Raw genomic sequence first — 26,210 nt, forward strand, 5'->3', positions numbered from 1 at the left:
TATTCGGCGCGGCAACAGCAACACCCCCGTAGCGGATTGCTGCGACAAAAAAAAGGCTGATCCGAAGACCAGCCCGAAAAGTTTTAGGAGAGGATGCCTGAAAGGCACAGTCCTTTTGGCGCGATGAGCAATTTGCTGCAAGTGCGAAGGGCAAATATACGATTGCAAAAACTGCAATCGTACTTCCGAGACCACGGATTTCGCCCGGAAACACAGGCACGATCGCGCCATGCCGCACCGCCCCGCACCCCTGGAAATCCGCCTTTCCGGCTACGCCCCACGCTCTATTGCCGGCCTTGCCCTCAGCCGCCCGGTTTCGCCGGCACGCTCAGCATCCGCTGGATCTCCAGGATCGCGGGCACCTGGCTCACCGTCCTGCGCAGGCCGGCATAGCGGGCGTCGAAACAGCCGGAATAGAAATCGAGATTGGTCCTGCCCTGCCCCCGGCGGCTCCATTCGATCTGATATCCGGGCATGTCGGTTGCCGCCCGCTCGCAATTCTCGCCGGGCGCGATTCGCTTCTTCGTGCCGGTGGCGGGGCGCCAGGGCGCCAGCGCGGTGCGCAGGCGGCGATATTGCGCCGGCGTCACCGTGAAGCGGGTTTCGCCGGGCACGGCGGTATTCTTCTGCGGGATCAGCACGCCGGAGCCATCGGGCTCTATCGTCACGCTATAGCTGGGGCAGGCGCCGAAACAGGCACCGGCGGCAAAACGGATGGTGTCGGCCGTGGGCGGCGGCCCTTCGGCCATGTCCGCCCTGTGTGCGCACGCCGCCAGCCACAGGGGTGCGCTTGCCACCGCCAGAACGCCCAAGCTCTTCCGCATCGTCTGCTTCCTCCTGCCCTTGCGGCTCTAGAGCATCGCGCGCAAAAGTGGGAACCGGTTTTGCGCAAAAAACGATGCGACCACAAAGAATGAGCGCGCACGCCCTGCGTCAGATGTAACGCCGCGCCCTCAAGAACGGTTTCCATCCGCACGGAACCGCTCTTCGTTCTTCGATGCCGCAATGTCCGGGCCGTTGGATGATTCCGCCCGATGCGAAATTGCGCCAGGCGCCCGGCCTGTATCGCAACGGAATCGCGCGCCGCGCGGTTTTTCTCCGCGACGCCACTGGCATGACGTCGCCGGGGCCGCTAAGCCCCGCGCTTGATTTCCGCCATATGCCCGGCACTATGCTTTTTTAAGGAGACGTCATTCATGCGCCCATCAGGCCGCACCCCCGACCAGATGCGAGAGATCAGCATCGAGCCCGGCTACACCATCCATGCCGAGGGCAGCTGCCTGATCGGCTTCGGCAATACCAAGGTGCTCTGCACGGCATCGGTCGAAGAGCGCGTGCCGCCCTTCCTGCGCGGCAAGGGCGAAGGCTGGGTGACGGCGGAATATGGCATGTTGCCGCGCGCCACCCACACGCGCGGATCGCGTGAGGCGGCCAAGGGCAAGCAATCCGGCCGCACGCAGGAAATCCAGCGCCTGATCGGCCGCTCGCTGCGCGCCATCGTGGACCTGAAGGCGCTGGGCGAGCGCCAGATCTCCATCGACTGCGACGTGATCCAGGCCGATGGCGGCACCCGCACGGCGGCCATTTCGGGCGGCTGGGTTGCCCTGCGCATCGCGGTCGACAAGCTGATCGCCAGCGGCGCGCTCAAGTCCGATCCGATCACCGGCAATGTCGGCGCGATCAGCTGCGGCATCTTCAAGGGCACGCCGGTCCTCGACCTCGACTATGACGAGGACAGCAATGCCGACGCCGACGCGAATTTCGTGCTGACCGGCGACGGCAACATCGCCGAAGTGCAGGCCACGGCCGAAGGCGCGGTCTATGACGAGGAAGCGCTGCTGCGCCTGCTGCGCCTGGCCCGCATCGGCTGCGGCACCATCTTCGCCGCGCAGAACAAGGCGACCGGGCGGTGACGGACGATTTCGGCCGCGAACAGGCGATCCGCAAGCTGGCCCCCGGCAAGCTGGTGATCGCCAGCCATAATGCCGGCAAGGTCCGCGAAATCCGCGATCTGCTTGGCCCCCATGGCGTGGTGCCTGTCTCCGCGGCCGAACTCGACCTGCCCGAGCCGGAGGAAACCGGCACGACCTTCATCGCCAATGCGGAGCTGAAGGCATTGCAGGCGGCCGATCTTTCCGGCCTGCCCGCGCTGGCCGACGACAGTGGCCTGTGCGTGGAGGCGCTGGGCGGCGATCCCGGCATCTTTTCCGCCCGCTGGGCCGGGCCGGACAAGGATTTCGACTTCGCGATGCGGCTGGTGTGGCAGCATCTGGTCGATAAGGGGCCGGATGCCGGCCATGATGCGCATTTCGTCTGCGCCCTCGCCCTCGCCTGGCCCGACGGCCATGTGGAGGTGTTCGAGGGCCGGGTGGACGGCATCATCAGCTGGCCGCCGCGCGGCAAGAACGGTTTCGGTTACGATCCGATCTTCCAGCCCAATGATCACGCCATCAGCTTCGGCGAGATGGACCCGGCCGCCAAGCATGCGATGAGCCACCGGGCCGACGCCTTCCGGCAGCTGGTTGCGGCGGTGTTCTGAAGCGCTGTTCTGAAGCGCTGTTCTGAAAAAGCCGTGGGGAGAGGCGGCGCGCCCCTCCCCGCAGCCCTCTACACGCAGTCGCGCTGCCAGTAGATCAGCGGGCCATCCTCGGCATCGACCCGCTCGCCCATGGCCACGAAGCCGTTGCGTTCCAGCACCTGTTGCGACGCGCCATTGCCGGTCGCCGTGTCCGCCGTCAGCCTGCGCACCCGTGGGTCAGCCATGGCCCAGGCCACCACATCGCCGATCGCGCGACTGGCAATGCCGCGCCGCTGCCGGGTCGGCGCGACACCATAGCCGATGTCCACGACGCCATCCTTCGGCGCATGGGTGATCGAGCACATGCCCACCAGTTCGCCATCCTCCACGATCAGCCATGATGCCGGCGTGAAGCTCCCGCGAATCCTGGCCGCCAGCCCGCACAGCATGGCCAGCACGGGTGGATCGGCGACTGGACTGTCGGCAGCGCGCAGCCCGCGCGGGGCCAGACCGGCGACCAGGGCATGGTCGTCATCTTCTCTTGTTTCTATGATCATCATTCACTCTCGGACGTAAAAAGCGCGCCTTGCAAAAAGGCACGCGACCGAGCGGTCAATCGGCGGGGCCTTCCACGCCCAACGCCGATCGACCGCAAAGGCGGACATCGTTCGGCATGGTGGGCAAAGGCATTCTCCTGTGTGGACAGCGCCCCATTATCGCTTCGCCCGCGCCCGTTCAAGCCCGAGGGGCGGACGATCTTCGCCTGCCTTGATGCCCTCAATGCGGGGCGGGCGCGATGAAATCGGCGGGTTTGCAGGCGACCGAGACGTGCCGCAGGGTCGTCATCGGACCAAGCGCGATGCGCTGTTCGTCCACCAGCCGCTGCGCGACCGGATCGAAGACCATCCATCGCCGCTGTTCGGGCAGGTCGACGTCCGACATGACGACAAGCGGCGGGACGATGTCGGCGATATCGTAGCTCTGCGCCCTTGCGCATGTGTCGTAGCAATAGCGCCTTGCCGACAGGTCGAAGTTCAGATGGATATGGAAGGGCAACATGCGGTTGGGCTGCTGGCCGACCCGCATGATTTCCATGCCGTCGCACGTCTCTCCAAAACGCGCCGGTTGCCCCGCGGACGCCGCCGTGGCGAAGAGCAGCAGCGATAGGCCCATGATCCTTTGCAACATGGCGAATCCCCTGGGGCGGTGAACGATGAGATGAAATCGTTCACCGCCCTGATTGTCTTTTGTTTTCCGCATTCTGCGAGCCGTCGGCTGTCCCAGCCGACTTCAGAATGCTCTAGCGCCAGCCCCAAAGGCCGGATGCGCATGGCATTGCAGCCGCATGCGGGGATATGGGCAAATGACAAATCGGTAATGCGGGGGCGGACGCGGCGGCTCCCGATACGGCGCGCCCAGATGCGCTCAGCGCGTCGGCTGGTCGTCCATCACCGTCCGGCCGAAGATATTGCCCGGCGGGGAATAGCGGCAGACAAGATATTCGTTCGTCTCATTGGACCGCAGCGCGCACCCGACGCGGGTCGTGCTGCGCCAGACGGCCTGGGTATAATGGCCGACATCCTGCCATTGGCCGGTGGTGCTGATATCGGGGAAGGCGGCGGCACGATAATAGCGGCGCTCGTCCATCCAACTGGCGGTCATCTCCGCATAGGTGAAGGCGCCGCGCGTCCCCATCCACAGATTCTCGCCCTGGGGGCTGGAGCGCTGCGCCTTGCTGCTGTGGCGGAAGGTCCGCGTGCGGGCAAGGTCATAGGCGTAGCGATCGGCATCCTGCGCCAGGGCGGCGTCCCAGCCGAGCGGCGGCACGCCGATGGCGTCGCGCGCGCGATTATGGGCGTAGAGCATTTCCCGCCGCATCAGCGCGTCGCCGCGCGGGCGGGCCACCTCCGCATCGTTCCATTGGCTCTGCTGACGCCATTGCCGCGCCGTCTGGGCGGAGGCGGCGCTCCCCGGCATGCCCATCGCCATCGCTGTCATCATCATGGCCGCCAGCCATGGCCTTGCCCGTGAAATCACTCTATTGGTCCCCGCCGACATGCCCCCCGCACCTAATCACGCGCCGATGAACGCCGGCCTAACGCCGCTGGCGCTTTACATCCATTGGCCGTTCTGCGTGGCCAAATGCCCCTATTGCGACTTCAACAGCCATGTCCGCGACCGGATCGACATGGCGCGCTGGGAACGCACGCTGCTGGCCGACATGGCGCATGAGGCGGCGCTGATGCCGGGCCGGCCGCTCGGCTCGATCTTCTTCGGCGGGGGCACGCCCTCGCTGATGCCGCCTACCCTTGCGGCGAAACTGATCGCGGCGGCACAGGACCATTGGGGTTTCGCGCCCGACATCGAGATCACGCTGGAGGCAAACCCCAGCTCGGTCGAGGCGGCGCGCTTTGCCGATCTGGCGGCGGCGGGGGTCAACCGCGTGTCGCTGGGCATCCAGGCGCTGGACGATCCGGCGCTGCGCTTCCTTGGCCGGGTGCATGACGCGGCGGAAGGCCGCGCTGCGCTGGATGTCGCGCAGCGGGTGTTCGCGCGGGTCAATGCCGACCTCATCTATGCCCGCCCCGGCCAGAGCGTGGCGGACTGGGAAGCGGAGCTGTCGCGGGCGCTGGCGCTGGGCACCGATCATCTCTCGCTCTACCAGTTGACCATCGAGCCCGGCACGCGGTTCGAGACGATGGTGCGCCGCGGCGACTTCACCCCGGCCGACCCGGACCATGCCGCCACCCTGTTCGAACTGACCCGCGCGATGACCGACGCCGCCGGCATCCCCGCCTATGAAGTCAGCAACCATGCGCGGGCGGGGCAGGAAAGCCGGCACAACCTCACCTATTGGCGCTACGGCGACCATGTCGGCATCGGCCCCGGCGCGCATGGCCGGCGCGGCGGCATGGCCACGCGGCGGCACAGGAAGCCGGAAAACTGGCTGGCGGCGGTGGATCGCAACGGCCATGGCCTGCAGGAAGAACTGCCCATTCCCCACCCCGAGCGCGCCGAGGAAGCGCTGCTCATGGGGCTGCGCCTTGCCGAGGGGGTGAGCCTGTCGCGCATCGCGGCGCTGAGCGGGCTAAGCGTGCCCCGGATGGTCGACGAGGCGGCTATATCGCGCCTTGCCGACATGGGTTTCGTGAACCGTGCGGGCGACCGGCTGACCGTGCTGCCCGCCGGCATGCTGCTGCTCGACGCGATCCTGCCGCAGGTCGTGATCGCCGGCGACTGAGCCAAGATGTCCGAACCGGCGTGACTGATACCGGCGTGACTGGGCGGGGCTCGCGCCCTACACTCCCCCTCATGTCGATCGCGGAACTCATCGAAGCCTATCGCGCCTATCTGGCCCATGACCGGCGGCGGTCGCTGCATACGGTGCGCGCCTATGTCGCGACGGCGGAGCGGCTGGTCGCCTTCCTGCAGCAGCATCGCGGCGGCACCATCGGCCCGGCGGTGCTGGAGCGATTGCAGGCGGGCGACCTGCGCGCCTTCCTGGCCGACCGGCGCGCCGACGGCATCGGCAATCTTTCCGCCGCGCGCGAACTGTCGGCGGTGCGCAGCTTCCTGCGCTTCGCCGGGGGCGAGGAAGCGCGGGTGCCCGCCGTCAAGGGGCCGCGGGTCAAGCGCGGCGTGCCCCGCCCCATCGCGCCCGACGAGGTGATTGCGCTGGCCGAGGACATTGCCGAGGGCGCACGCGACGCATGGATCGGCGCGCGCGACTGGGCGGTGCTGATGCTGCTCTACGGCGCCGGGCTGCGCATCGGCGAGGCGATGGGGCTGACCGGCGACATCCAGCCGATGGGCGAGACCATCCGCGTGACGGGCAAGCGCAACAAGACACGGGTCATCCCGGTGCTGCCGCAGGTGCGCGACGCGGTGGAGGCCTATGTCGCGCTCTGCCCCTATCCGATGGAAAAGGGCGCGCCGCTGTTCAAGGGCGCGCGCGGCGGCCCGCTCTCCCCCGCGCTCATCCGCCGCGCGGTGCAGGGCGCACGCGGGCGGCTGGGCCTGTCGGACCGCACGACGCCCCACGCACTGCGCCACAGCTTCGCCACGCATCTGCTGGGCCGGGGCGCCGACCTGCGGTCGCTGCAGGAACTGCTAGGCCATGCCAGCCTGTCCTCCACACAGGTCTATACGGAGGTCAACGCCGCGCACCTGCTGGACGTTTACAGAAACGCCCATCCACGGGCACAATAGCGCGCCTTACGCCTCTTCCTCCTGCACGCCATTGGGCTTCCAAGTCGCGAGACGGTAGATATAGAAGGCGAGCGCCAGCACCACCGTCGCCGTCGCGGCGGGGCCGACATAGCGGTCGATTTCCTTGAAATTATAGCCCAGCACATAGCCGGCATAGGCAAGGATGACATTCCAGATCGCCGCACCCGCCAGCGTCCAGAACAGGAAGCGGATATGGCCCATGCGGAAGAGGCCGGCGGGCAGCGAGATCATGGTGCGGAAGGCCGGCATGAAACGGAAGACGAAGACGACGATCTGGCCGTAGCGCAGGAAGATGTTGTCCAGCGCCTCCACGTCGCGCCATTCCAGCGTCGCCCAGCGGCCATAGCGCATCACCAGTGGCTTCAGCCGGGCGATGCCCAGCCGCGACCCCACCAGATACCAGAAATAATTGCCGATGGTCGTGCCGATGGTGCCGGCGACGAGCAGCGGCAGCATCTCCATCCGCCCCTGCCCCACCCGGATGCCGCCAATGCCCATGATAAGTTCCGACGGGATCGGCGGAAACACATTCTCCAGCACCATCAGGAAGCCGATGCCCCAATAGCCGCCGGCGTCGATCAAATGCAGGACCCAGTCGGTCATCGGGCAATCCGCGCGATCAGGCCCGCGCCGCCAGCCGCGCTTCGATGGCGTCGACGATCATGCCGCCGGTATCGGTGCCGTCGAACGCCTCGATCGAGACGATCCCCGTCGGCGACGTGACGTTGATTTCCGTCAACCACTTGCCGCCGATCACGTCGATGCCGACGAACAGCAGGCCGCGCTTCTTGAGTTCCGGCCCCAGCGCGTCGCAGATTTCGCGTTCCTGCGGCGTCAGCTCGGTCTTCGCCGCCGACCCGCCGACGGCCAGGTTGGAACGGATCTCGCCCGCGCCCGGAATGCGGTTGACCGCGCCCGCGACGTCGCCGTCGACCAGCACGATACGCTTGTCGCCGCTCGCGACATCGGGAATGAATGCCTGGCACATGAAGGGTTCGACCCATGAGGCGTTGAACAGTTCCACCAGCGCGGACAGGTTGGCGCCGCCCTTGCCGACATGGAACACCGCATTGCCGGCATTGCCGTAGAGCGGCTTCACCACGATCTCGCCATGCTCGGCCAGGAAGGCGCGGACTTCGGCGAGGCTGCGGGTGATCATCGTGGGCGGCATGAAGCGGGCGTAATCGAGCACGAACAGCTTTTCGGGCGCGTTGCGGACCGATGCGGGATCGTTGACCACCAGCGTCTCGCCCTGGATGCGTTCCAGCAGATGGGTGGCGGTGATGTAGCTGAGGTCGAAGGGCGGGTCCTGCCGCATCAGCACGACGTCGATATCCTTGCCGAGGTCGAGCCGGACGGGATCGCCGAAGCTGAAATGGTCGTCCTCCACCTTGCGGATCTCGACCGGGCGGGCCTGCGCATAGAGCCGCTCGCCGGCCCATGTGAGGTCGGTGGCGAGATAATGGTAGAGCCTGTATCCGCGCTTCTGCGCCGCCAGCATGATATGGAAGGTGGAGTCGCCGCCGATCTTGATGCTCTCCATCGGGTCCATCTGTACGGCGATGTTCAACGTCATGCTTTCATGCTCCCAATTCGGTCGGGCAGGCGGCAGCGGGGGGCATGGCGGACGCCTAGCCCCCGTGCCAGACGTTGGTCAGATGGCGCGGCGCGCGGCCGGGCGCAAGGAGCATGACGTCGATTCTCATATCATCGCCCGGCTGCATGTAGCTGGGGCCAAGGATTTCGGCGGCCGCGGCGACGCGGGCAAGGCGGCGTTCGTCAATCGCAAGGTCCAGCTCAGCGGCCGTCCTGCGCGCCTTCACCTCGACAAACGCGACCATCGCGCCGCGCCGTGCGATCAGGTCCACTTCGCCCAGCGGGGTGCGGACGCGCCGGGCGAGGATCTGCCAACCCTTCAGCCGCAGCCACCAGCCGCACAGCCGCTCCGCCTGCCGCCCGCGCTTTTCCGCTGCCTGCTTCGCCCCCTGCTGCGACGGGCCGGGGCGCTTCACCCCTTGAGTTCCATGGCGCGGGCGTAGAGCGTGCGGCGGTCGAGGCCCAGCGCCTTGGCGACCTCACCCGCCGCCTTGGACACCGGCAGCCGCTCCAGCGCCTCCAGCAGCGCAGCGTCCGCTTCGTCGGCGCTGGCCGCCGGCGCCTCTCCGGGCGGGCCGACGATGACGACGATCTCGCCCTTGGGCGGGGCATCGTCATAACGCGCGGCAAGCGCCGTCAGCGTGCCGGTCGCCACCTCCTCGAAGGTCTTGCTGATCTCGCGCGCGACGGCGGCCTCCCGGTCGCCCAGCGCCACGGCCATCGCCCCGAGGCTGGCCGAAAGGCGCGGGCCGCTTTCGTAGAAGACCAGCGTGGCCCGCAGCGCCGCGACCTCCGCCAGCGTATCGCTCCGCGCCTTGGCCTTGGCGGGCAGGAAGCCCATGAACAGGAAGCGGTCGGTGGGCAGGCCCGATAATGTGAGCGCGGCGATGGCCGCGCTTGGCCCCGGCAGCGTCGTCACCATGCGGCCCGCCGCGCGCGCGTCTCGCACCAGCTTGTATCCCGGATCGGAAATCAGCGGCGTGCCCGCGTCGGACAGCAACGCAACCGCCTCGCTCCCCATGCGTTCGACCAGCCGGGCGCGCAGGGAATCACCCGAATGATCGTGATAGGGCAGCATGGGCCGATCGGACCCGGCATGACGCAACAGCTTGGCGCTGACCCGCGTATCTTCCACCGCCACCACGTCCGCGCGGCGCAGGATGTCGGCGGCACGGGGCGTCAGATCACCCAGGTTGCCGATTGGGCCTGCAACGATGTAAAGGCCGGGAGCAAGAGATTCCACCATAGGACACTCCAATGACAGAGACGGATGCCGGACGGCAAGCGGGCGCTTGGCTCGAAGGACGCAGTTTTGGCTTTAATCGTGGATCGGGGCAGGGCCTTGGCGCGCTGCGCCGTGCCGCCAGACTGCTGTTCGCCGCCTGCGCGCTGCTGGTCGCCGCCTGTTCGACCGTCGTGCCGCGCGGCGAGCAGCCCGGCGGACCGGTATCGACCGGGCCGACGCAGCCGGACGTCGTGCAGCCTGGCCTGCCCACCGATACCCAGCGTCATCGCATCGCGCTGCTGGTGCCGATGAGCGGCCCCAATGCGGGCGTGGGCCAGTCCATCGCCAATGCGACCACGCTCGCCCTGCTGGATACAAAGACCGAGAAGGTGCGCATCACCACCTATGACACCGGCAGCGGCGCCGTCGCGGCGGCGAACCGGGCGCTGGCGGACGGCAACAAGCTGATCCTGGGCCCGCTGATGTCGGAGGATGCGCGGGCCGTGGCCCCCCTCGCATCGCGGGCGGGCGTGCCTGTCATCAGCTTTTCCAACGACAGCAGCGTCGCCGGCAACGGCGTGTTCCTGATGGGCTACAACCCCGGCCAGTCCATCGCCCGCGTGGTCGACTATGCGCGCGGCAAGGGCATGAGCAAGTTCGCGGCGCTGGTGCCCAAGGGCGTCTATGGCGAGCGCGCGGGCACGGCGATGCTGCGCGCGGTGGAGAGCGCCGGCGGCACCGTCGTCGCGCTGGAAACCTTCGACCGCTCGCCCGCGGCCATCGCCGCGGCGGTGAAGAAGCTGCAGGCGGCCAGCGGCTATGAGGCGGTGCTGATCGCCGACAGCGGCCGGGTGGCGATGCAGACCGCCGCGCAGCTGCGCAAGACCCCGGCCGGCGCGACCGCGCGCATCCTGGGCACCGAGCTATGGAATACCGAAAGCGCGCTGGCGGGCGATCCGGCGGTGCGCGGGGCCTGGTTTGCGAGCGTCGCGGACGGGCTCTACCGCCAGCTTGCGACCAAATATCGCGCCCGCTTCGGCTCGACCCCTTATCGCCTGTCCTCGCTCGGCTATGACGCCGTGCTGCTGACGGTGCGGATCGCGCAGAACTGGAAAGTGGGCAGCCCCTTCCCGGCCGCTCGCCTGACCGATTCGGGCGGCTTTTCCGGCATCGACGGCGCGTTCCGCTTCGGCCGGGACGGCGTTGCCGAACGCGCGCTGGAGGTGAGCCAGGTGAATGCCGGCACCTTCCAGACCATCGACCCGGCGCCGCGCAGCTTCGGCGAATAGGCAAGACCAAAGCGCTGCCCGCCGCCGGGCGGGTGGCGCTGCGGGCTGCGGGCTGCTAGTCATCTGGAACCGAAATTCGTCCAATAAAGATCGTCATGCTGAACTGGTTTCAGTGCAGCCGAGGCACGTGACTCGGCTGCACATTTCGCCTCCGGGTGCCTCAGACCGTGGGGAGAGATGGACCCTGAACCAAGTTCAGGGTGACGATCTTTCAACTTCGTTTCCATCATATCAGGGCGTCATGTGCTTAATCTGACCCGTTCGGGCTGAGCCTGCCCCGAACTCGATCACGGGGCGAACGGGGACATGGTGATCCACATTTGTCGCACAATGCCCTAGGAGCGACCCCATGTCCCGCGCCCGTGTCCTCATCCTCAATGCCGCCCTTGGCCCGCTCGACTATCGCGTGCCGTATGGCATGACGGTCGCGCCGGGCAGCATCGTCGTGGCGCCGCTCGGCCCCCGCCAGCTGGTCGGCGTGGTGTGGGAGGAGGAGAGTTTCCCCGGCACGGAGACGGTGGGCGACAACCGGCTGCGGCCGCTGGTCGCGGTGCTGGACGCCCCGCCCATCCCAACGCCCTTGCGGCGGCTGATCGAATGGACGGCGGACTATTATCTCGCCCCGCCCGCCGCCGTGCTGCGCATGGCGCTGGCTTCCATGTCGGCGCTGGAGGGCGCGCGGACGGTCATCGAATATCGCCCGACCGGCCTAACCCCCGAGCGGATGACCGACCAGCGCACGCAGGCGCTGGACCGCATCGGCATGCGGCAGGGGCTGATCCGCGAACTGGCGGCCATCGGCGGCGTGTCCGACGCGGTGATCCGGGGCCTGGTGAAAAGCGGCGCGCTGGAGCCGGTGGAAGTGAGCACCGACACGCCCTTTCCCGAGCCGATGCCGGATTTCGCGCCGCCCGACCTCTCCGACAAGCAGGCCGCCGCAGCGCACCGGCTGGTGGAGGCGGTGAAGGCCCATGCCTTCGCGCCCTTCCTGCTCGACGGCGTCACCGGCTCCGGCAAGACCGAAACCTATTTCGAGGCGATGGCGGAGGCGATCGGCGAGGGCAGGCAGGCGCTGGTGCTGCTGCCCGAGATCGCGCTGACCGAGCCGTTTCTGGAGCGTTTCGAAAAGCGCTTCGGCGTGGTGCCGGTCAACTGGCATAGCGGCCTGCGCCAGTCGGAGCGGCGGCGGGCCTGGCGCGCGGTCGCCAGCGGGCAGGCGAAGGTGGTGGTCGGCGCGCGCTCCGCGCTGTTCCTGCCCTATCCCAATCTGGGCCTGATCGTGGTCGATGAAGCGCATGAGGCGAGCTTCAAGCAGGAGGACGGCGTGCATTACCACGCCCGCGACGTGGCGGTGGTGCGCGGGCTGATGGAGCAGTGCCCGGTCATCCTCGCCTCCGCCACGCCCGCCATCGAGACGCGGCATCAGGTGGAGATCGGCCGCTATGAGGAAATCCGCCTGCCCTCCCGCTATGGCGGCGCGGAGATGCCGGAGATCATCGGCCTCAACCTGCTGGAGCACCCGCCCGAGCGCGGCCGCTGGATCGCGCCGCCGCTGGTGAAGGCCATAGACGAGGCGCTGGCAAAGGGCGAGCAGGCGCTGCTGTTCCTCAACCGCCGGGGCTATGCGCCGCTCACGCTATGCCGCCATTGCGGCTATCGCTTCCAGTGCCCCAATTGCACCGCATGGATGGTAGAGCACCGGCTGACCCATCGCCTTGCCTGCCATCATTGCGGCCATGTGATCCCGACACCGCGCGCCTGCCCGGACTGCAAGGAAGAGGACAGCCTTGTCCCCTGCGGCCCCGGCGTCGAGCGCATCGCCGACGAGGTCGCGGCGCAATGGCCGCAGGCGCGCACCGCCATCGCGACGTCGGACACGCTCTGGTCGCAGGCCAAGGCCGCCGAGTTCGTGAAGAGCGTGGAGGGCGGCGACATCGACATCATCGTCGGCACCCAGCTTGTCACCAAGGGCTATCATTTCCCCAACCTGACGCTCGTCGGCGTGATCGACGCGGACCTGGGGCTGGAAGGCGGAGACCTGCGCGCGTCGGAGCGGACCTTCCAGCAGATCGTGCAGGTCTCCGGCCGTGCGGGACGCGGCGAGAAGCCCGGCCGCGTGTTCATCCAGACGCGGATGCCAGAGGCTGGCGTCATCAAGGCGCTGGTATCGGGCGATTCGGCGCGCTTCTACGCGACCGAGACGGAGAACCGCCGCCACGCCGGCGCTCCACCCTTCGGCCGCTTCGCCGCGATCATCGTATCGAGCGAGGACGCGCATGAAGCCGCCGAGATCGCCCGCCTGATCGGCAAGAGCGCCCCGCATGTCGACGGCATGGACGTCTACGGCCCCGCCCCCGCCCCCCTCGCCGTCCTGCGCGGCCGCCACCGCCATCGCCTGCTGGTGCAGGCGACCCGGCAGGTGGAACTGCAGGCGGTGATCCGCGAATGGCTGGGCAATATCGCCTGGAAACCGAGCACGCGGGTGGCCGTGGATATCGATCCCTATAGCTTCATGTAGGGCACGCGCCTGCACCATCCCCGCTTGATGCCCCCGAAAAGCCCGCTTACACCAAAGATATAAGCAAGGGGGTTTTGCATGTTTCGCAAGATAATGATCATGGCATCCCTGTTGATGCCGACCATGGCTCATGCCAACTGGCAGGAGGCCAGCTCTACTCATTTCGTTGTCTATGCCAATGATACGCCAGATAATGTGCGCCGTTTCACCGAGCGACTGGAGCGGTTCGACGCAGCCATGCGGGTGTTCCGCCAGCTGAAATCGCGACCGCTGGTGAAAGCCAATCGCGTGACCGTGTACGTGCTGGATGATCTGGATGACCTCCAGAGGCTATATGGCAAGGGTGGCAGCAGAATTGCTGGATTCTACGAAGGCCGCGCCTGGGGCTCGGTTGCCTTCTCACCGCGCAAGGCAGGGGATTATCTGAGCGCGCGGGAAATTCTGCTGCATGAATATAGCCATCATTTCATGCTGGCGAACTGGACCGACACGGCATTTCCGGCATGGTATGTTGAAGGCTTCGCGGAGTTGCATGCGACTGCAATTTTCCGCGACGATGGATCGATCATCTTTGGTGCGGTTCCGGAATATCGGACTTATGGCGTTGCCTGGGGCAATAAATTGCCTCTCAACGACCTGCTTCGGCCATCACAACCTCAATTGAACGATGAACAGACGGCCGCGCTCTACGGGCGTGGCTGGCTGCTTAGTCATTACCTCACCTTCAACCCGGGCAAGCAAGCCGAGTTTGGCGCCTATCTGGCGGACATCAATGCCGGCAAGCCCGTTGCCGAGGCCATAGCCGAGTTCAAGGGCATTACGGACGTTACGCTCAACGCCTATGGCCAGCGGCCAAGCCTCGGCTCGGCATTGATCAAGGCCGATCAGTACAAGGTCGATCCGGTGACCATACGCGAACTGTCGGCCGGCGAAGCTGCCACGATGCCGGCACGCATGGCCTCCCAACGTGGGGTCGACAAGGAGACCGCACCCAAGGTTGCTGCCCTCGCCCGCAAGCTGGCAGCCGATTATTCCAACGATACGGCAGCACAGATGGAACTGGCCGAGGCGGAATATGATGCGGAAAATTTCGCTGCGTCGGAAGCTGCGGCTGAACGTGCGATCGCAATTGATGCCAATGCCGTCCGCGCCATCATCTATAAGGGCATGGCGCAGGTGGCAGCAGCCAAAAAAGCCAAGGAAACTGACCCGGCCAAATGGCAGGCGATCCGCCGCAACTTCCTGACAGCGAACAAGCTGGATAATGAAAATCCGGTGCCGCTGATGCTCTATTACGACAGCTTTGGCGAGGCTGGACAGGCACCGACCAAGAATGCACAGGATGGATTACTCTACGCCTATGCGCTGGCCCCTTATGATCTCAACCTGCGGGTAAAGGTCGGCAAAGTGCTGCTGGAGCGCGGCGATACCGCGCAAGCCCGCACCGCTCTTGCTCCCGTCGCCTACAATCCACATGCCGGCCCGGACAATCCCATGGCGAAGATGATCGAAGTGCTGGACAAGGATGGCCCGGCAGCTGCGCTCAAGACGCTCGAAGAGGCCGAAGCCAAGGCAAAGAAAGATGCGGAGGACAAGAAGAAAGGCTGATCCTCCGCGCGAAGCGCAATGGCGTGGCATATCCCTGACGGCATGCCCCGCGATTTTCCGAATCATGCCACCGGTTACGATTGACCACCCACGATGATCACCACCCGGCGATTTTCGTGGCGGCCCTGTGCGGTTGCGTTGCTTTCCACCGGGTCGCGGGCGCCAAGGCCGGTGGGCACGACGCCATTCTGGGCCATGCCGCCTTCGATCAGCGCATCGGCGACGGCGCGGGCGCGGCGCAGGGACAGAGCCTCGTTATAGCCGTCGCTGCCGGTGACATCGGTATGCCCCTCCACGCGCGCCGCGTCGATCTCCACCGCGTGCAGGGTATGCGCCATGGTCTTCAGCCGTTCGCGCTGGTCCGGTACCAGGCTGCTCTCGTCGGTCGCGAATAGGACGCGGCTGCCCACGTCGAATTCCCATCCGCGCTCGGTCTGGACGAAGCCGTTGGCGCGCAGGGTCGCGACCTGCCGGTGGCTGAGGCCGGAGGGATCGGCGGTGGTCTGGCAGGCGGCGAGAAGGACGGCGGCCGCAAAGGCGGGAAGGAATCGGGAAAGCTGCATGGTGGATATCATCTTGCCCTATATTGTCATCGTCAACCGTTGCCGTGCCGCTGCTGCTTGGCGGCGTACATGGCTTCGTCCGCCCGTTGCAGCAGGATTCCGGCATCGGTGCCGTCGCGCGGGAACAGCGCCATGCCGATGCTGAGCGAGGATTCGACATCCTGCCCGTCCGGCAGGCGGATGGGTTCCGCCATCGCCACGCGCAGCCGCGCGATGATGGCGTCGGCGTCCCGCTCGCTGGCGGGCGGCGAAGCCACGATGGCGAATTCATCGCCGCCGACGCGCGCCGCCAGATCGCCCCGGCGCACGCAATCGCGGATGCGCTGGGCAATGGCGATCAGCATCGCGTCGCCCGCCGCATGGCCGAAACGGTCGTTCACATCCTTGAAGCGATTGGCGTCGAGATAGAGCAGCACGAAATCGGTGCCGGAGGGCGTCGCCGTCGCGATCGCGGTTTCCAGTCGCGCTTCCAGCAGCACCCGGTTGGCAAGGCCGGTCAACACGTCATGCGTCGCCAGATGAGCCAGCGAGTTGTTCTCGCTCTGCAGCCGGTTCTGCCAGCGTTCCAGATCGCTGAGCAAGGCGTTGAAGTCGCGGCCCAGCGCGTCGATCTCCGCAATGTCGGATTCCGGCGCGCGCAGCCCCAGCGCCTGGTCGGAGCGCACGGCATGGGCGACACTGGCGATGGCGCCCAGCGGCTGGGTGACGCTGCGTTGCAGGCGCTGGGCGATCCACCATGTCACGATGGCGGTCAGCAGCAGGCACAGCAGGCCGACCACAAGGCCCATCATCACATAGCGGCCGATGCCGCCCGCGTCGCCGGACACGCGCACTTCGCCGATGACGACACCGCCATGGCCGATGCGCGCGACCACGGGGCGCGGCCAGAGCGTTTCGCCGGCACGCTGTTCCAGCCGGTAGATCCAGCCCTCGCCGGGGCGGCGCCAGCGCGCGATCTCCCGGCCGTCGGGCGCGGCGATCACCAGCGCGGACACGCCCTCCATGCCGACAAAGGGCACAAGCGCCTCCTTGATGCCCTGACGATCGTTGAAGACGACCGCGGGCTCCACGGCGAAGCTGGCGGACCGGGCGATCAGTTCGAGATTCTGGTGGGCATAGCCGCGCATGACGACCAGCCCCGTCGCCAGCACCGTCAGCCCGGCCATGGCGACCGCGAACAGCGTGACGCGCAGGTGCATGCGTGACAGCACCTGACGCAGGGTTGGCCGCCCCTGGCTCATTCCACCTTCTCCCATCCGCGCGACAGACGAAGCACGCGCGGGTCAATCCTGACGGCACCGCGCGACACGGCGTCGACGTTCAGTTCAAAGCCGATGGACGTCGCGCCGACATGCAGGCAGATCATGGCGCCGCCACGGCAGCGATCGTCATCCTCCGCGATGGTCAGCACGGCCCGCCCGCGCGCGCCTGCCAGCAGGGCGCGGGCATGCGGGGCATCCAGGCCGCCGACATAGAGGACATCGCAGTCCCCACCCTCGACCGGCGCGGGGACCGCGACCTGCTGCACGCGCACCCCCTGCCCCGACGGCAGCATGATGGCGCCCAGGCGCCCGGCATGATGCGGCGCGCCGGCCAGGCAGAGGCGGACCGGCGCGGGCGGCACGGGCCAGCGTGTATAGCCGATGATGTCGCCGACGATCGCGGATACGGCGGCGCCCTGCCCCTGCGGACCGGCGGCCACCTGCGTGCTGGCCGGCAGCAGCGCAAGCTGGGTCGAGACGAGGACGGAGAGAGGGAAGGTCAGGAAAGCGGGCATGGCTCGATCAGGTCGATCCCGCGTTCCCGTACCGAACGGGCATGATGCGGCGCAGAAGGTGAACCATTAATGCCCATTAAGCACCGCGGTCCGGCCGTGTCACGCCGTTTCTTGACGGTGAAGCGTTTTGCAGCCACGACGGTCGGAGGCGTGCGGGGAGGCAAGGATCGCCTTCCGCTACGGCGCCGGCCTTCACCTGTCGGCGTCGCCCCGTTCACGGGCGAGCAGCGCGCGCTTGCGTTCCAGCCCATAGGCATAGCCGCCAAGGCTCCCGTCGCTGCGCAAGACCCGATGGCAGGGGATGAGCACCGCAAGATTGTTGCCGCCGCAGGCCGTGCCCGCCGCGCGCACCGCTTCAGGACGGCCGACGGCGGCCGCGACCTGCCTGTAGGTGCGGGTTTCGCCCGGCGGGATCGCGCGCAAAGCCTCCCAGACCGATTGCTGGAAGGCGGTGCCGGCCACGTCGAGCGGCAGGTTGGCCGCGCGGGCGGGGTCGTCCGCGAGCGCCACGACTTCCGCCGCGAGGGCAGAGAAAGCCGCGTCGGCGGGCCGGATGTCGGCGCGCGGAAAGCGCTGGCAGAGCGCGGCCTCGTCCTCGTCGAAGCTGATCCGGCACAGGCCCCGGTCGGTCGCGGCGATCAGCATCGGGCCAAGGCTGCTGTGCGCCACCAGATAGCGGATGGTGACGCCCCGACCGCCATCCTTCCATGCGCTGGGCGTCATGCCCAGGCGTTGCTCGGCATCGGCATAGGCCCGGCTGGGCGCATTATAGCCGGCGTCATAGATCGCCTCGGTCACGCTCACCCCCGTCGCCAGCGCCACTTCCAGACGATCGGCCCGCAGCTTGCGGGCATAGGCGGCGGGCGTGATGCCGGTGGCGCGCTTGAACAGGCGATGGAAATGATGCGGGGCATAGCCGACGCCCGCCGCCAGGGCCTCCAGCGCCAGGGGCTCTTCGGCCTGTGCCATCAGGGCCAGGGCGCGGTCCACGGCCAGCCGGTCCCGCCCCACTTCATCGGGCCGGCAGCGCAGGCAGGCGCGATAGCCCGCCGCGCGGGCGGCCGCGCCATCGGGATAGAAGGCCATATTTTCGCGCCTGGGGTGCCGGGCCGGGCAACTGGGCTTGCAATAGATGCCGGTCGTGCGCACCGCGCCGACGAAGCGCCCGTCCTGATCGCGGTCGCGCGCCGAAAAAGCTACCCAGCAGGCGTCGTCGGAGGGCATGGCCCGGCCGGCCTCCGGATTTCCGTCGACAGGGGCGACGCGGGGATGAGTCATCTGGTTCATGCCTTCCTGTCTAGCGGCACGCCCCTCCTGCCGCTTCCCGCCCCTTGCTGTCAAAGCCCACGGACGGGCGCGAACGGCCTCCCATGCTTTTCCCGATTGCCTAAAGCAGCGCATGGCATATGTAGTGCCGCCGATATGATCCTGCACCCGCGCCGCATCCTTGCCATCCTGCTTGCCGCCGGCCTGAGCGCCAGCGCCCATGCCGATCAGGCCGATGTCGGCGCGGCGGCGCGCGGCGTGGTGCGCGTGGCGCTGGTCGCGACCGACGGCAGCGACGCCTATTTCGTCGGCCATGGCAGCGGCATCGCGGTCGCGCCGGACAAGGTGCTGACCAACGCCCATGTGGTCGAGCTGACCCGCGACGAGAAGAACATCGTCATCGGCGTCATCCCCTCCGAAGGGCGGCAGAGCTATGGCGGCACCGTCATCGCCTATTCGCCGGGCAACGACCTGGCGCTGATCCAGCTGCGCGAGGGGCGGTTGCCGCCGGGCACTTTCTATTCGGGCGCGGTGGTGGATGGCGAGCATGTGACCGCCATCGGCTATCCCGGCGCGGTCGACCGCGCGCAGGGCCTGGGCCTGAAGGACATGATCGAGCCGCAGACGACGGTGAAGACCGGCGGCAACATCTCCTCCGGCCGGTCGGGCAAGCAGTTCGACACCATATTGCACACAGCGCCCATGGCGGCGGGCAACAGCGGCGGGCCACTGGTGGACGATTGCGGGCGCATATTGGGGCTCAACAGCTTCGGTTCGGTGTCGGACGGCAATGACGCGGAATATGGCTTTGCCGTGTCCAACCGCGAGATCGCGTCCTTCCTGCGGCAGGCGGGGGTCAAATTCATGCACACCAGCGTGCAGTGCAAGTCGAGCGCGCAGCTCGCCGAAGAGGATGCCCGCCGCTCCGCGCAGGAAGCGACCGTCCGCGCCGAGACGGAGCGCACCAATGCCGAGCGGCGCGACGCCGCCATGGCGCGCGCGCGCGATACGGCCGAACAGCAAGTCATTTCCGGCCGCGAAAACGCGATGGCGGGCGCGGCCGTGCTGCTCGCCATGGCGGTGCTGGCGCTGGGCGCCGCCGGGCTCGGCTATACGCAGGGCAAGCGACGGCAGACGCTGTGGTGCGGCATCGGGGGCGGCGTGCTGCTGCTGGGCGCGCTGCTGTTCTTTTTCCTCAAGCCCAGTTTTTCCAGCATCGAAGACCGCATCGTGACGCCCGACACCGGGGAAGCGACGACCCGGACGAGCCAGGGCTATGTCGCCGCCGGCGACAATATCTGCCGGATCGACGAAGGCCGCAGCCGCATCACCGTGTCGGACCTGAGCGACGTGCCGCTCAACTGGACCGAACAGGGCTGCGCGAACGGCGCGACGCAGTTCGTGCCGGAAGGCGACCAGTGGACCCGGCTGACGGCGCCGAAGGAAGACGCGGCGATCACCATCGACCGCTTCAACCCCGGCACCGGCACCTTTACGGCCGACCGCTATCTTGCCGACCTCGCCACGCTCGACCAGGCGCATGAAATCCGGGCGAAGTACAAGGAAGGCGCCTGCACCGGCGATCCTGCGGCATTGCAGCAGATCGCCAGGATGCAATCGGAAATCGCCGCGCTCCTGCCCTCCCAGCCCAATGAAAAGCTGGTCTATCATTGCGAAAAAGGGAAACTGCCCGATCCGGCCGAACAACCCTGACACGGGTTGAACGGCACGGCCGGCCATGGGCCGGTCAGGCCGCGTGCTTCACCTCTCCGGCGAAACGCGCAAATTCGTGGCGCAGCGCCTCCGCCTTGCAGGCAATATCCTCGGCCGTCGCGAACAGGCCGTTCGCCTCCGCCCGCACGGCACTGGCGCGGTCCTGCAGCACGGTCATGCCGCCCACCGCATCGCGCGTGCTGATCCGGGCATGGCCCAGCGCCGATGCGATTTCCCGGCTGGAGTGGCTCTGCGTCGCCACCGCCTCGCCAATACGGTCGGCATTGCGTTCCATGCCCGCCGCCATGTCTTCCACCAGCGAGACGCTGGTCAGCACCCGGTCGCTGGTGCCGACGATCCGCTGCAGGCGGGTGTCGATGTCGGCGGCGGCCCCCTGGGTCTGCAGCGCCAGATTCTTGATTTCCTGCGCCACCACGGCAAAGCCGCGCCCGGCGTCGCCCGCCCGGCTTGCCTCGATCGTCGCATTGAGGGCGAGCAGGTTGGTCTGCTGCGCGATGGCGCTGATCAACTCCAGCGCGCCGCAGATATCTTGCACCAGGCCGCCCAGCGCATGGACATGGGTGCGGTTCTCCTGGCTCTGCGCATAGACGTTCGCCGTCTGGGTGCGCGCCAGGCCGATCGTCGTCTCGACATCGCCGGCGATGGCGAACAGCGTGGTGCTCGCCTCCTCGATCTGGGTCATGGTGATGGCGATCGATTCGACATCGCCCGCGGCCGTGGCGGCCATGTCGGCCGAGGTCGCCGATGCGGTGGTCAACTGGTGCGCCATGCCGCGCATCGACTGCGCGGCCGAGGCAAGGCCGCCGACCAGTGCCGAAAGCCCGGTCTCGAAACGGGTGAAGGACAGGTCGAGCGCGGCGGCGCGGCGCCTCTCCGCCTCCACCGCATCATGTTCCATGGCCAGCATGACCCGTTCGGCCTCATGGCGGGCCGCCGCTTCCCGCCGGGCCTCGGCCGCGCGCTCGGCCGCCGTGGCGATGGCGCGGGCGATCTCGCCGATCTCGTCCTGGCGATCATGGTGCGGCACGACGCCGCTTGCATCCCCGCTCGCCCAGTTGCCGGCGGTATAGTGGCCAATCTCCACCAGCGGCCCGACAAGGTTGCGATTGGCATGGCGCAGCATCAGGAAGCCCGAGGCCATGCCGGCAATCAGCGTGAGCGCGGTCATCAACTGCGTGCCGAGCGCCACCGCCTGCAGCGCGGCCTGCTCCTGTTCCGCCATCCGCCGCAGCCCGACAACATAGCTTTGCGCCGTGGTCAGCAACGGATCGACCTGCGTATAGAAATTGCCGGAAAGGAAGAAATCCAGCCCGTCCTCGTCATCATGTTCCAGCAGGCGGACAAGCTGCACCAGCGCGGCGTCGGCAGGTCCGCGCGCGTCGCGCAGGCTGGCCCAGCGCACGCCGCCGGCGCTGGCCGGGACTCGCCCTTCCAGGGCCGCCCAGTCCCGGTCGATCTCCTTCTGCAGCGATCCGACCGCGCTCACGCCGCCCTGGGGCGTCATATTGCCGCTGCGCACCTTGTACGCGATGCCGATGGCCCGGCCATAGCCGCTTGCCGCCCGCTGCAGCGCACCGATCGGCTGCATCCGCCCGTCCACCAGCCGGGCCAGGCCGACCTGATTCACCAGAGTCGCGGCAAAAACCGATAATGTGAGGACCAGCAGCAGCGCGCACAACAGCGCAACCGTCAGCCGGACCTGCCCCGCCAGCGAGCGATTGCGCCGCAGAAATTGCCCCACGCGCCACCCCAACTTGTCGATCATGGTTATATTCATGCCCCGATTAGGTTCGTAATGCCGGGCGATCACTCGCAGTTCGGACATAAAAACCGGTTAATGGCGGCGAAGAAAAAACAGAATTTTCCCCGGAAAACCGTCACATTTCTGTCATGTAACCGTTAACAATTGCGGACTGCGGCGATCGGGGAAAATGGCCGGGGGCAGCCCTTTTTCCGCACAAATGCGACGCTGCCAAGTAATGCTTTAAGCCGCCTTGCATCCCTGCCTCCCCCCTGCTAACCGGCCCGCATGTCATGGGGGGCAGGCAACTTCCCTCCCCCGTTTCGCATGGCCAGCACATCGAGCCGGAGGATTTGGAGCGCGTGGAAAACAGCGGCGGCATTCAGGCAAGCCTCAGCGGGCGCTACGCAGTAGCGCTGTTCGCGCTGGCCCGTGATGGAAAGGCGCTCGATTCAGTTGGCGAAAACCTTGCCACGCTGAAAATCGCGCTGGCACAATCGAGCGATTTCAAGGACTTGATAACAAGCCCCCTGATCGGGCGCGATGTCGCGACAAAGGCGGTCGCCGCCGTCGCCGCCAGCCTGAAGCTGGACGTGCTGACCGGCAATTTCCTGGGCGTGCTCGCCCAGAACCGCCGCCTCTCCCAGCTGCCCGCGGTCATCCGCGCCTATGAGACGCTGCTTTCGAATCACCGGGGCGAGACCCGCGCGGAGGTGGTGTCCGCCCATCCGCTGTCCAAGACCCAGATCACCGCCCTGCAGAAGAGCCTGCGGGCGCGCGTCGGCCGCGATGTCGCGATCGAGGCGAAGGTCGATCCCGCGATCCTGGGCGGGCTGGTCGTCAAGATCGGCAGCCAGATGATCGACAACTCCATCCGTACCCGTTTGAATACTCTCGCCCATGCTATGAAGGGCTGAAGGCCCCTAAAAAAGGTCCGACGAAAGGCTGAACATGGATATCAACGCCGCAGAAATCTCAAAGGTCATCAAGGACCAGATCGCCAATTTCGGCACCGAAGCACAGGTGAGCGAAGTCGGCACCGTGCTGACCGTGGGCGACGGCATCGCCCGCGTCCATGGCCTCGACAACGTCCAGGCGGGCGAAATGGTCGAGTTCGCCAATGGCGTGCAGGGCATGGCGCTCAACCTGGAAGCCGACAATGTCGGCGTCGTGATCTTCGGCTCGGACAGCGAGATCAAGGAAGGCGACACCGTCAAGCGCACGGGCACCATCGTCGACGTGCCCGTGGGCAAGGGCCTGCTGGGCCGCGTCGTGGACGGCCTGGGCAACCCGATCGACGGCAAGGGGCCGATCCAGTATACCGAGCGCAAGCGCGTGGAAGTGAAGGCGCCGGGCATCATCCCCCGCAAGTCGGTGCATGAGCCCGTGCAGACCGGCCTCAAGGCGATCGACGCCCTCGTCCCCGTCGGCCGCGGCCAGCGCGAGCTGATCATCGGCGACCGCCAGACCGGCAAGACCGCCGTCGCCATCGACACCTTCATCAACCAGAAGGGCGTGAACGCCGGCGACGACGAGGGCAAGAAGCTCTATTGCATCTATGTCGCGATCGGCCAGAAGCGCTCGACCGTGGCGCAGATCGTCAAGCAGCTCGAAGAAAATGGCGCGATGGAATATTCCATCGTCGTCGCCGCGACCGCTTCCGAGCCCGCGCCGCTGCAGTATCTCGCGCCCTATACCGGCGTGACCATGGGCGAGTTCTTCCGCGACAACGGCATGCATGCCGTCATCGTATATGACGATCTTTCCAAGCAGGCCGTCGCCTATCGCCAGATGTCGCTGCTGCTGCGTCGTCCCCCGGGCCGCGAAGCCTATCCGGGCGACGTGTTCTACCTGCACAGCCGCCTGCTGGAGCGCGCGGCCAAGATGTCGGACGCGATGGGCGCCGGTTCGCTGACCGCCCTGCCGATCATCGAGACGCAGGCGGGCGACGTGTCCGCCTATATCCCGACCAACGTGATCTCGATCACCGACGGCCAGATCTTCCTTGAAACCAACCTGTTCTACCAGGGCATCCGCCCGGCGATCAACGTGGGTCTCTCGGTGTCGCGCGTCGGCTCCGCCGCGCAGACCAAGGCGATGAAGAAGGTCTCCGGCTCGATCAAGCTGGAACTGGCCCAGTATCGCGAAATGGCCGCCTTCGCCCAGTTCGGCTCGGACCTCGACGCCTCGACCCAGAAGTTGCTGAACCGCGGCGCCCGCCTGACCGAGCTGCTGAAGCAGGCCCAGTTCTCGCCGCTGCCCTTCGAAGAGCAGACCGCGTCGATCTTCGCGGGCACCAGCGGCTATCTGGACAGCATCCCGGTCAAGGACGTGAACCGTTACGAAGAAGCCATGCTGGCCTATCTGCGTCACGAACATGCCGATGTGCTCGGCGCGATCCGCGACAGCAAGGATCTGGGCGACGAGCCCAAGGCCAAGCTGAAGGCGGCGCTGGACGCATTCGGCAAGACCTTCGCTTGAACTATTAGCAACCGTCACCCCCGCGCAGGCGGGGGCCCATCTCCTGACCGAGCGTTCAGACGCAACGCAAGGGAGATGGATCCCCGCTTCCGCAGGGATGACGGAAAAAAGGAAGAACGAAGCTGCGATAATGCTGACCGCACATTCCCTTCTTGCCTGGACGATCATGGCGATCGGCCTGGTGCTGCTTCCGGGACCGGACACCATGCTGGTGGCCGGTCACGCGGCGCGGCGCGGTTTGCGGGCGGGCATGGCGGCGATCGGCGGCATCCAGCTGGGCGGCCTGTTCTACATGGCGCTCTGCGGCTTCGGCTTCCTGAGCGTGCTCAATGCGGTGCCCGGCATGTTCATGGCGGTGAAGATCGCCGGCGCGATCTACCTCGCCTGGCTGGGCCTGCAGATGCTGCGCGGCGCGATCCGGCCGGGACCGGCGCGGGAAGCGAAGATGCGGATCGGGGGGTCGCCCTTTGCCCAGGGCTTCGTGAGCACCGTGCTGAACCCGAAGGTGGCGATCTTCTTCCTTGCCGCCCTGCCCCAGTTCGTGGGCACCGGGCCGCAGGCGCCGCTGCAGGGCGTGCTGCTGATCGCGATCGTCTATGCCCTGGGTTTCCTGTGGTGCGTGACGCTGGCGATGCTCGCCACCCATGCCGGCCGCAGGGTCGGGCAGAGCGGCGCGATGCGCTGGTTCGAAGGCGCCATGGGCGTCGGTTTTTTTGGTCTCGCGGGTCGTCTGGCCCTGGCACGGAACGCATAGAGAATGGCTAGCCTCAAGGAACTCAAGATCAGGATCGGGTCGGTCAAGTCGACCCAGAAGATCACCAAGGCGAAGCAGATGGTTGCCGCCGCGAAGCTGCGCAAGGCGCAGGCCGCGGCCGAAGCCGCCCGCCCCTATTCCAGCCGGCTGGAAGCCGTGGTCGCCAGCCTTGCGTCGAAGATCGCGGGCGGCTCCGGCGAAGGCGCCTCCCCGCTGCTCGCGGGCACCGGCAAGGATCAGGTCCACCTGCTGGTCGTCGCCAACTCCGACCGTGGCCTTGCCGGCGCATTCAACGCCAATATCGTCAAGGCCGCGCGCATCAAGGCCGATGCGCTGATCGCCGAGGGCAAGACGGTGAAATTCTACCTGATCGGCCGCAAGGGCCGTCCGGTGATCAACCGCACCTATCCCGGCATGATCGTGGCGCAATATGACACGACCGGCCTCAAGGAACCCGGCTTCTCGCAGGCGCAGGCGATCGCCAGGGAACTGTCCGCCATGTATCTGGATGGCAAGTTCGACATGGCGCATCTGTTCTACTCGCGCTTCAAGTCGGCGCTGGCGCAGATTCCGACCGAACAGCAGATCATCCCCGTCAAGATCCCGGACGATGCCGACCGCAACGCCATCGGCGCGACGGTGGAATATGAGCCGAGCGAGGAAGCGATCCTGGACGACCTGTTGCCCCGCAACATCTCGATCCAGCTGTTCAAGGCGCTGCTGGAAAACAACGCGTCCGAACAGGGCGCCTCGATGACCGCCATGGACAATGCGACCCGCAATGCCGGCGACCTCATCAACAAACTGACCATCCAGTATAACCGCAGCCGCCAGGCCGCGATCACCACGGAACTGGTCGAGATTATTTCGGGCGCGGAAGCGCTGTAAATCAACGCCTCGTGCTCCTGCG

25 protein-coding genes are annotated in these 26,210 nt (G+C 66.9%); 12 read left to right on the top strand and 13 right to left on the bottom strand.

What is annotated here, in order from left to right:
- Positions 1-302: 302 nt before the first annotated feature.
- A complete protein-coding gene (locus WFP78_RS04620; protein ID WP_336959179.1) occupies positions 303-824 on the bottom strand; it encodes a DUF6438 domain-containing protein in 522 nt (173 codons plus the stop codon).
- Between the two features lie 372 nt (positions 825-1,196).
- Here WFP78_RS04620 and rph point away from each other — a divergent pair, with 372 nt between their 5' ends.
- Together rph and rdgB are read left to right on the top strand one after the other, a co-directional pair.
- Complete coding sequence (gene rph / locus WFP78_RS04625) at positions 1,197-1,913, top strand: ribonuclease PH (protein WP_336959181.1); 717 nt, start codon at positions 1,197-1,199, stop codon at positions 1,911-1,913.
- The gene (gene rdgB, locus WFP78_RS04630; protein WP_336959183.1) at positions 1,910-2,539 is read left to right on the top strand and encodes an RdgB/HAM1 family non-canonical purine NTP pyrophosphatase; all 630 of its coding nucleotides are present in this window, start codon (positions 1,910-1,912) and stop codon (positions 2,537-2,539) included. The genes rph and rdgB overlap by 4 nt, the downstream gene beginning before the upstream one ends.
- 68 nt (positions 2,540-2,607) lie before the next feature.
- On the opposite strand, the gene WFP78_RS04635 is transcribed toward rdgB, so the two are convergent.
- The 3 genes from WFP78_RS04635 to WFP78_RS04645 all read right to left on the bottom strand — a co-directional run bounded on the left by WFP78_RS04635 (position 2,608) and on the right by WFP78_RS04645 (position 4,522).
- Positions 2,608-3,078, bottom strand: coding sequence for a GNAT family N-acetyltransferase (locus WFP78_RS04635; RefSeq protein WP_336959185.1), 471 nt, complete (start codon positions 3,076-3,078; stop codon positions 2,608-2,610).
- A 217-nt stretch (positions 3,079-3,295) separates the two neighbouring features.
- On the bottom strand, positions 3,296-3,706 hold the full coding sequence (locus tag WFP78_RS04640) for a hypothetical protein (RefSeq protein WP_336959187.1): 411 nt from the start codon (positions 3,704-3,706) through the stop codon (positions 3,296-3,298).
- Between the two features lie 237 nt (positions 3,707-3,943).
- A complete protein-coding gene (locus WFP78_RS04645; protein ID WP_336959189.1) occupies positions 3,944-4,522 on the bottom strand; it encodes a CAP domain-containing protein in 579 nt (192 codons plus the stop codon).
- A gap of 79 nt (positions 4,523-4,601) precedes the next feature.
- On the opposite strand from WFP78_RS04645, the gene hemW reads away from it, so the two are divergent.
- Positions 4,602-5,759 carry a radical SAM family heme chaperone HemW gene (gene hemW / locus WFP78_RS04650; protein WP_336959419.1) on the top strand — a complete coding sequence of 386 codons (1,158 nt, stop codon included), beginning with the start codon at positions 4,602-4,604 and terminating at the stop codon, positions 5,757-5,759.
- Between the two features lie 71 nt (positions 5,760-5,830).
- Positions 5,831-6,727 carry a tyrosine recombinase XerC gene (locus tag WFP78_RS04655; RefSeq protein ID WP_336959191.1) on the top strand — a complete coding sequence of 299 codons (897 nt, stop codon included), beginning with the start codon at positions 5,831-5,833 and terminating at the stop codon, positions 6,725-6,727.
- Positions 6,728-6,733: 6 nt separating this feature from the next.
- Here the strand turns inward: WFP78_RS04655 and WFP78_RS04660 are convergent, their stop codons facing one another.
- From WFP78_RS04660 to rsmI, 4 genes are read right to left on the bottom strand one after another with little or no spacing between them, the layout of a single operon-like run.
- A complete protein-coding gene (locus tag WFP78_RS04660; RefSeq protein ID WP_336959193.1) occupies positions 6,734-7,351 on the bottom strand; it encodes a DedA family protein in 618 nt (205 codons plus the stop codon).
- Positions 7,352-7,367: 16 nt separating this feature from the next.
- Positions 7,368-8,324 (bottom strand): glutathione synthase, encoded by a 957-nt coding sequence (gene gshB, locus WFP78_RS04665; RefSeq protein WP_336959195.1) that lies wholly within the window; start codon positions 8,322-8,324, stop codon positions 7,368-7,370.
- Positions 8,325-8,379: 55 nt separating this feature from the next.
- The gene (locus WFP78_RS04670; protein ID WP_336959197.1) at positions 8,380-8,760 is read right to left on the bottom strand and encodes a YraN family protein; all 381 of its coding nucleotides are present in this window, start codon (positions 8,758-8,760) and stop codon (positions 8,380-8,382) included.
- On the bottom strand, positions 8,757-9,590 hold the full coding sequence (rsmI, locus tag WFP78_RS04675; RefSeq protein WP_336959199.1) for a 16S rRNA (cytidine(1402)-2'-O)-methyltransferase: 834 nt from the start codon (positions 9,588-9,590) through the stop codon (positions 8,757-8,759). The genes WFP78_RS04670 and rsmI overlap by 4 nt, the downstream gene beginning before the upstream one ends.
- A gap of 11 nt (positions 9,591-9,601) precedes the next feature.
- On the opposite strand from rsmI, the gene WFP78_RS04680 reads away from it, so the two are divergent.
- The 3 genes from WFP78_RS04680 (at position 9,602) to WFP78_RS04690 (ending at position 14,984) form a co-directional block, all read left to right on the top strand.
- Positions 9,602-10,858, top strand: a complete 1,257-nt coding sequence (locus tag WFP78_RS04680) for a penicillin-binding protein activator (RefSeq protein WP_336959201.1) — start codon at positions 9,602-9,604, stop codon at positions 10,856-10,858.
- Between the two features lie 349 nt (positions 10,859-11,207).
- The gene (locus tag WFP78_RS04685) at positions 11,208-13,376 is read left to right on the top strand and encodes a primosomal protein N' (protein ID WP_336959203.1); all 2,169 of its coding nucleotides are present in this window, start codon (positions 11,208-11,210) and stop codon (positions 13,374-13,376) included.
- Positions 13,377-13,454: 78 nt separating this feature from the next.
- Entirely contained in the window at positions 13,455-14,984 is a 1,530-nt protein-coding gene (locus tag WFP78_RS04690) for a hypothetical protein (protein WP_336959205.1), read from the top strand.
- A 74-nt stretch (positions 14,985-15,058) separates the two neighbouring features.
- Here the strand turns inward: WFP78_RS04690 and yfiB are convergent, their stop codons facing one another.
- The 4 genes from yfiB to ada form a co-directional block, all read right to left on the bottom strand.
- Positions 15,059-15,547: an outer membrane lipoprotein YfiB gene (yfiB, locus tag WFP78_RS04695; protein ID WP_336959207.1), complete on the bottom strand. Its 489-nt coding sequence runs from the start codon at positions 15,545-15,547 to the stop codon at positions 15,059-15,061.
- Between the two features lie 32 nt (positions 15,548-15,579).
- A complete protein-coding gene (gene dgcN / locus WFP78_RS04700; RefSeq protein ID WP_336959210.1) occupies positions 15,580-16,788 on the bottom strand; it encodes a diguanylate cyclase DgcN/YfiN in 1,209 nt (402 codons plus the stop codon).
- Entirely contained in the window at positions 16,785-17,324 is a 540-nt protein-coding gene (yfiR, locus tag WFP78_RS04705) for a regulatory sequestration protein YfiR (RefSeq protein WP_336959212.1), read from the bottom strand. Before yfiR ends, dgcN begins: the two co-directional genes overlap by 4 nt.
- 192 nt (positions 17,325-17,516) lie before the next feature.
- On the bottom strand, positions 17,517-18,611 hold the full coding sequence (ada, locus tag WFP78_RS04710) for a bifunctional DNA-binding transcriptional regulator/O6-methylguanine-DNA methyltransferase Ada (RefSeq protein WP_419722917.1): 1,095 nt from the start codon (positions 18,609-18,611) through the stop codon (positions 17,517-17,519).
- 135 nt (positions 18,612-18,746) lie between these two features.
- Between ada and WFP78_RS04715 the strand changes: the two genes are divergently transcribed.
- Positions 18,747-20,303, top strand: a complete 1,557-nt coding sequence (locus tag WFP78_RS04715; RefSeq protein ID WP_336959214.1) for a S1C family serine protease — start codon at positions 18,747-18,749, stop codon at positions 20,301-20,303.
- A 34-nt stretch (positions 20,304-20,337) separates the two neighbouring features.
- On the opposite strand, the gene WFP78_RS04720 is transcribed toward WFP78_RS04715, so the two are convergent.
- The gene (locus WFP78_RS04720) at positions 20,338-22,089 is read right to left on the bottom strand and encodes a methyl-accepting chemotaxis protein (RefSeq protein WP_336959216.1); all 1,752 of its coding nucleotides are present in this window, start codon (positions 22,087-22,089) and stop codon (positions 20,338-20,340) included.
- A gap of 338 nt (positions 22,090-22,427) precedes the next feature.
- Between WFP78_RS04720 and WFP78_RS04725 the strand changes: the two genes are divergently transcribed.
- The 4 genes from WFP78_RS04725 (at position 22,428) to WFP78_RS04740 (ending at position 26,188) form a co-directional block, all read left to right on the top strand.
- Positions 22,428-22,982 carry a F0F1 ATP synthase subunit delta gene (locus tag WFP78_RS04725; RefSeq protein ID WP_336959218.1) on the top strand — a complete coding sequence of 185 codons (555 nt, stop codon included), beginning with the start codon at positions 22,428-22,430 and terminating at the stop codon, positions 22,980-22,982.
- A 34-nt stretch (positions 22,983-23,016) separates the two neighbouring features.
- A complete protein-coding gene (gene atpA, locus WFP78_RS04730; RefSeq protein ID WP_336959220.1) occupies positions 23,017-24,546 on the top strand; it encodes a F0F1 ATP synthase subunit alpha in 1,530 nt (509 codons plus the stop codon).
- A 130-nt stretch (positions 24,547-24,676) separates the two neighbouring features.
- Positions 24,677-25,300, top strand: coding sequence for a LysE family translocator (locus WFP78_RS04735; protein ID WP_336959222.1), 624 nt, complete (start codon positions 24,677-24,679; stop codon positions 25,298-25,300).
- A gap of 3 nt (positions 25,301-25,303) precedes the next feature.
- Complete coding sequence (locus WFP78_RS04740) at positions 25,304-26,188, top strand: F0F1 ATP synthase subunit gamma (protein ID WP_336959224.1); 885 nt, start codon at positions 25,304-25,306, stop codon at positions 26,186-26,188.
- Positions 26,189-26,210 lie beyond the last annotated feature (22 nt).

This window comes from Sphingobium aquiterrae (assembly GCF_037154135.1).
GTDB lineage: Bacteria > Pseudomonadota > Alphaproteobacteria > Sphingomonadales > Sphingomonadaceae > Sphingobium > Sphingobium aquiterrae.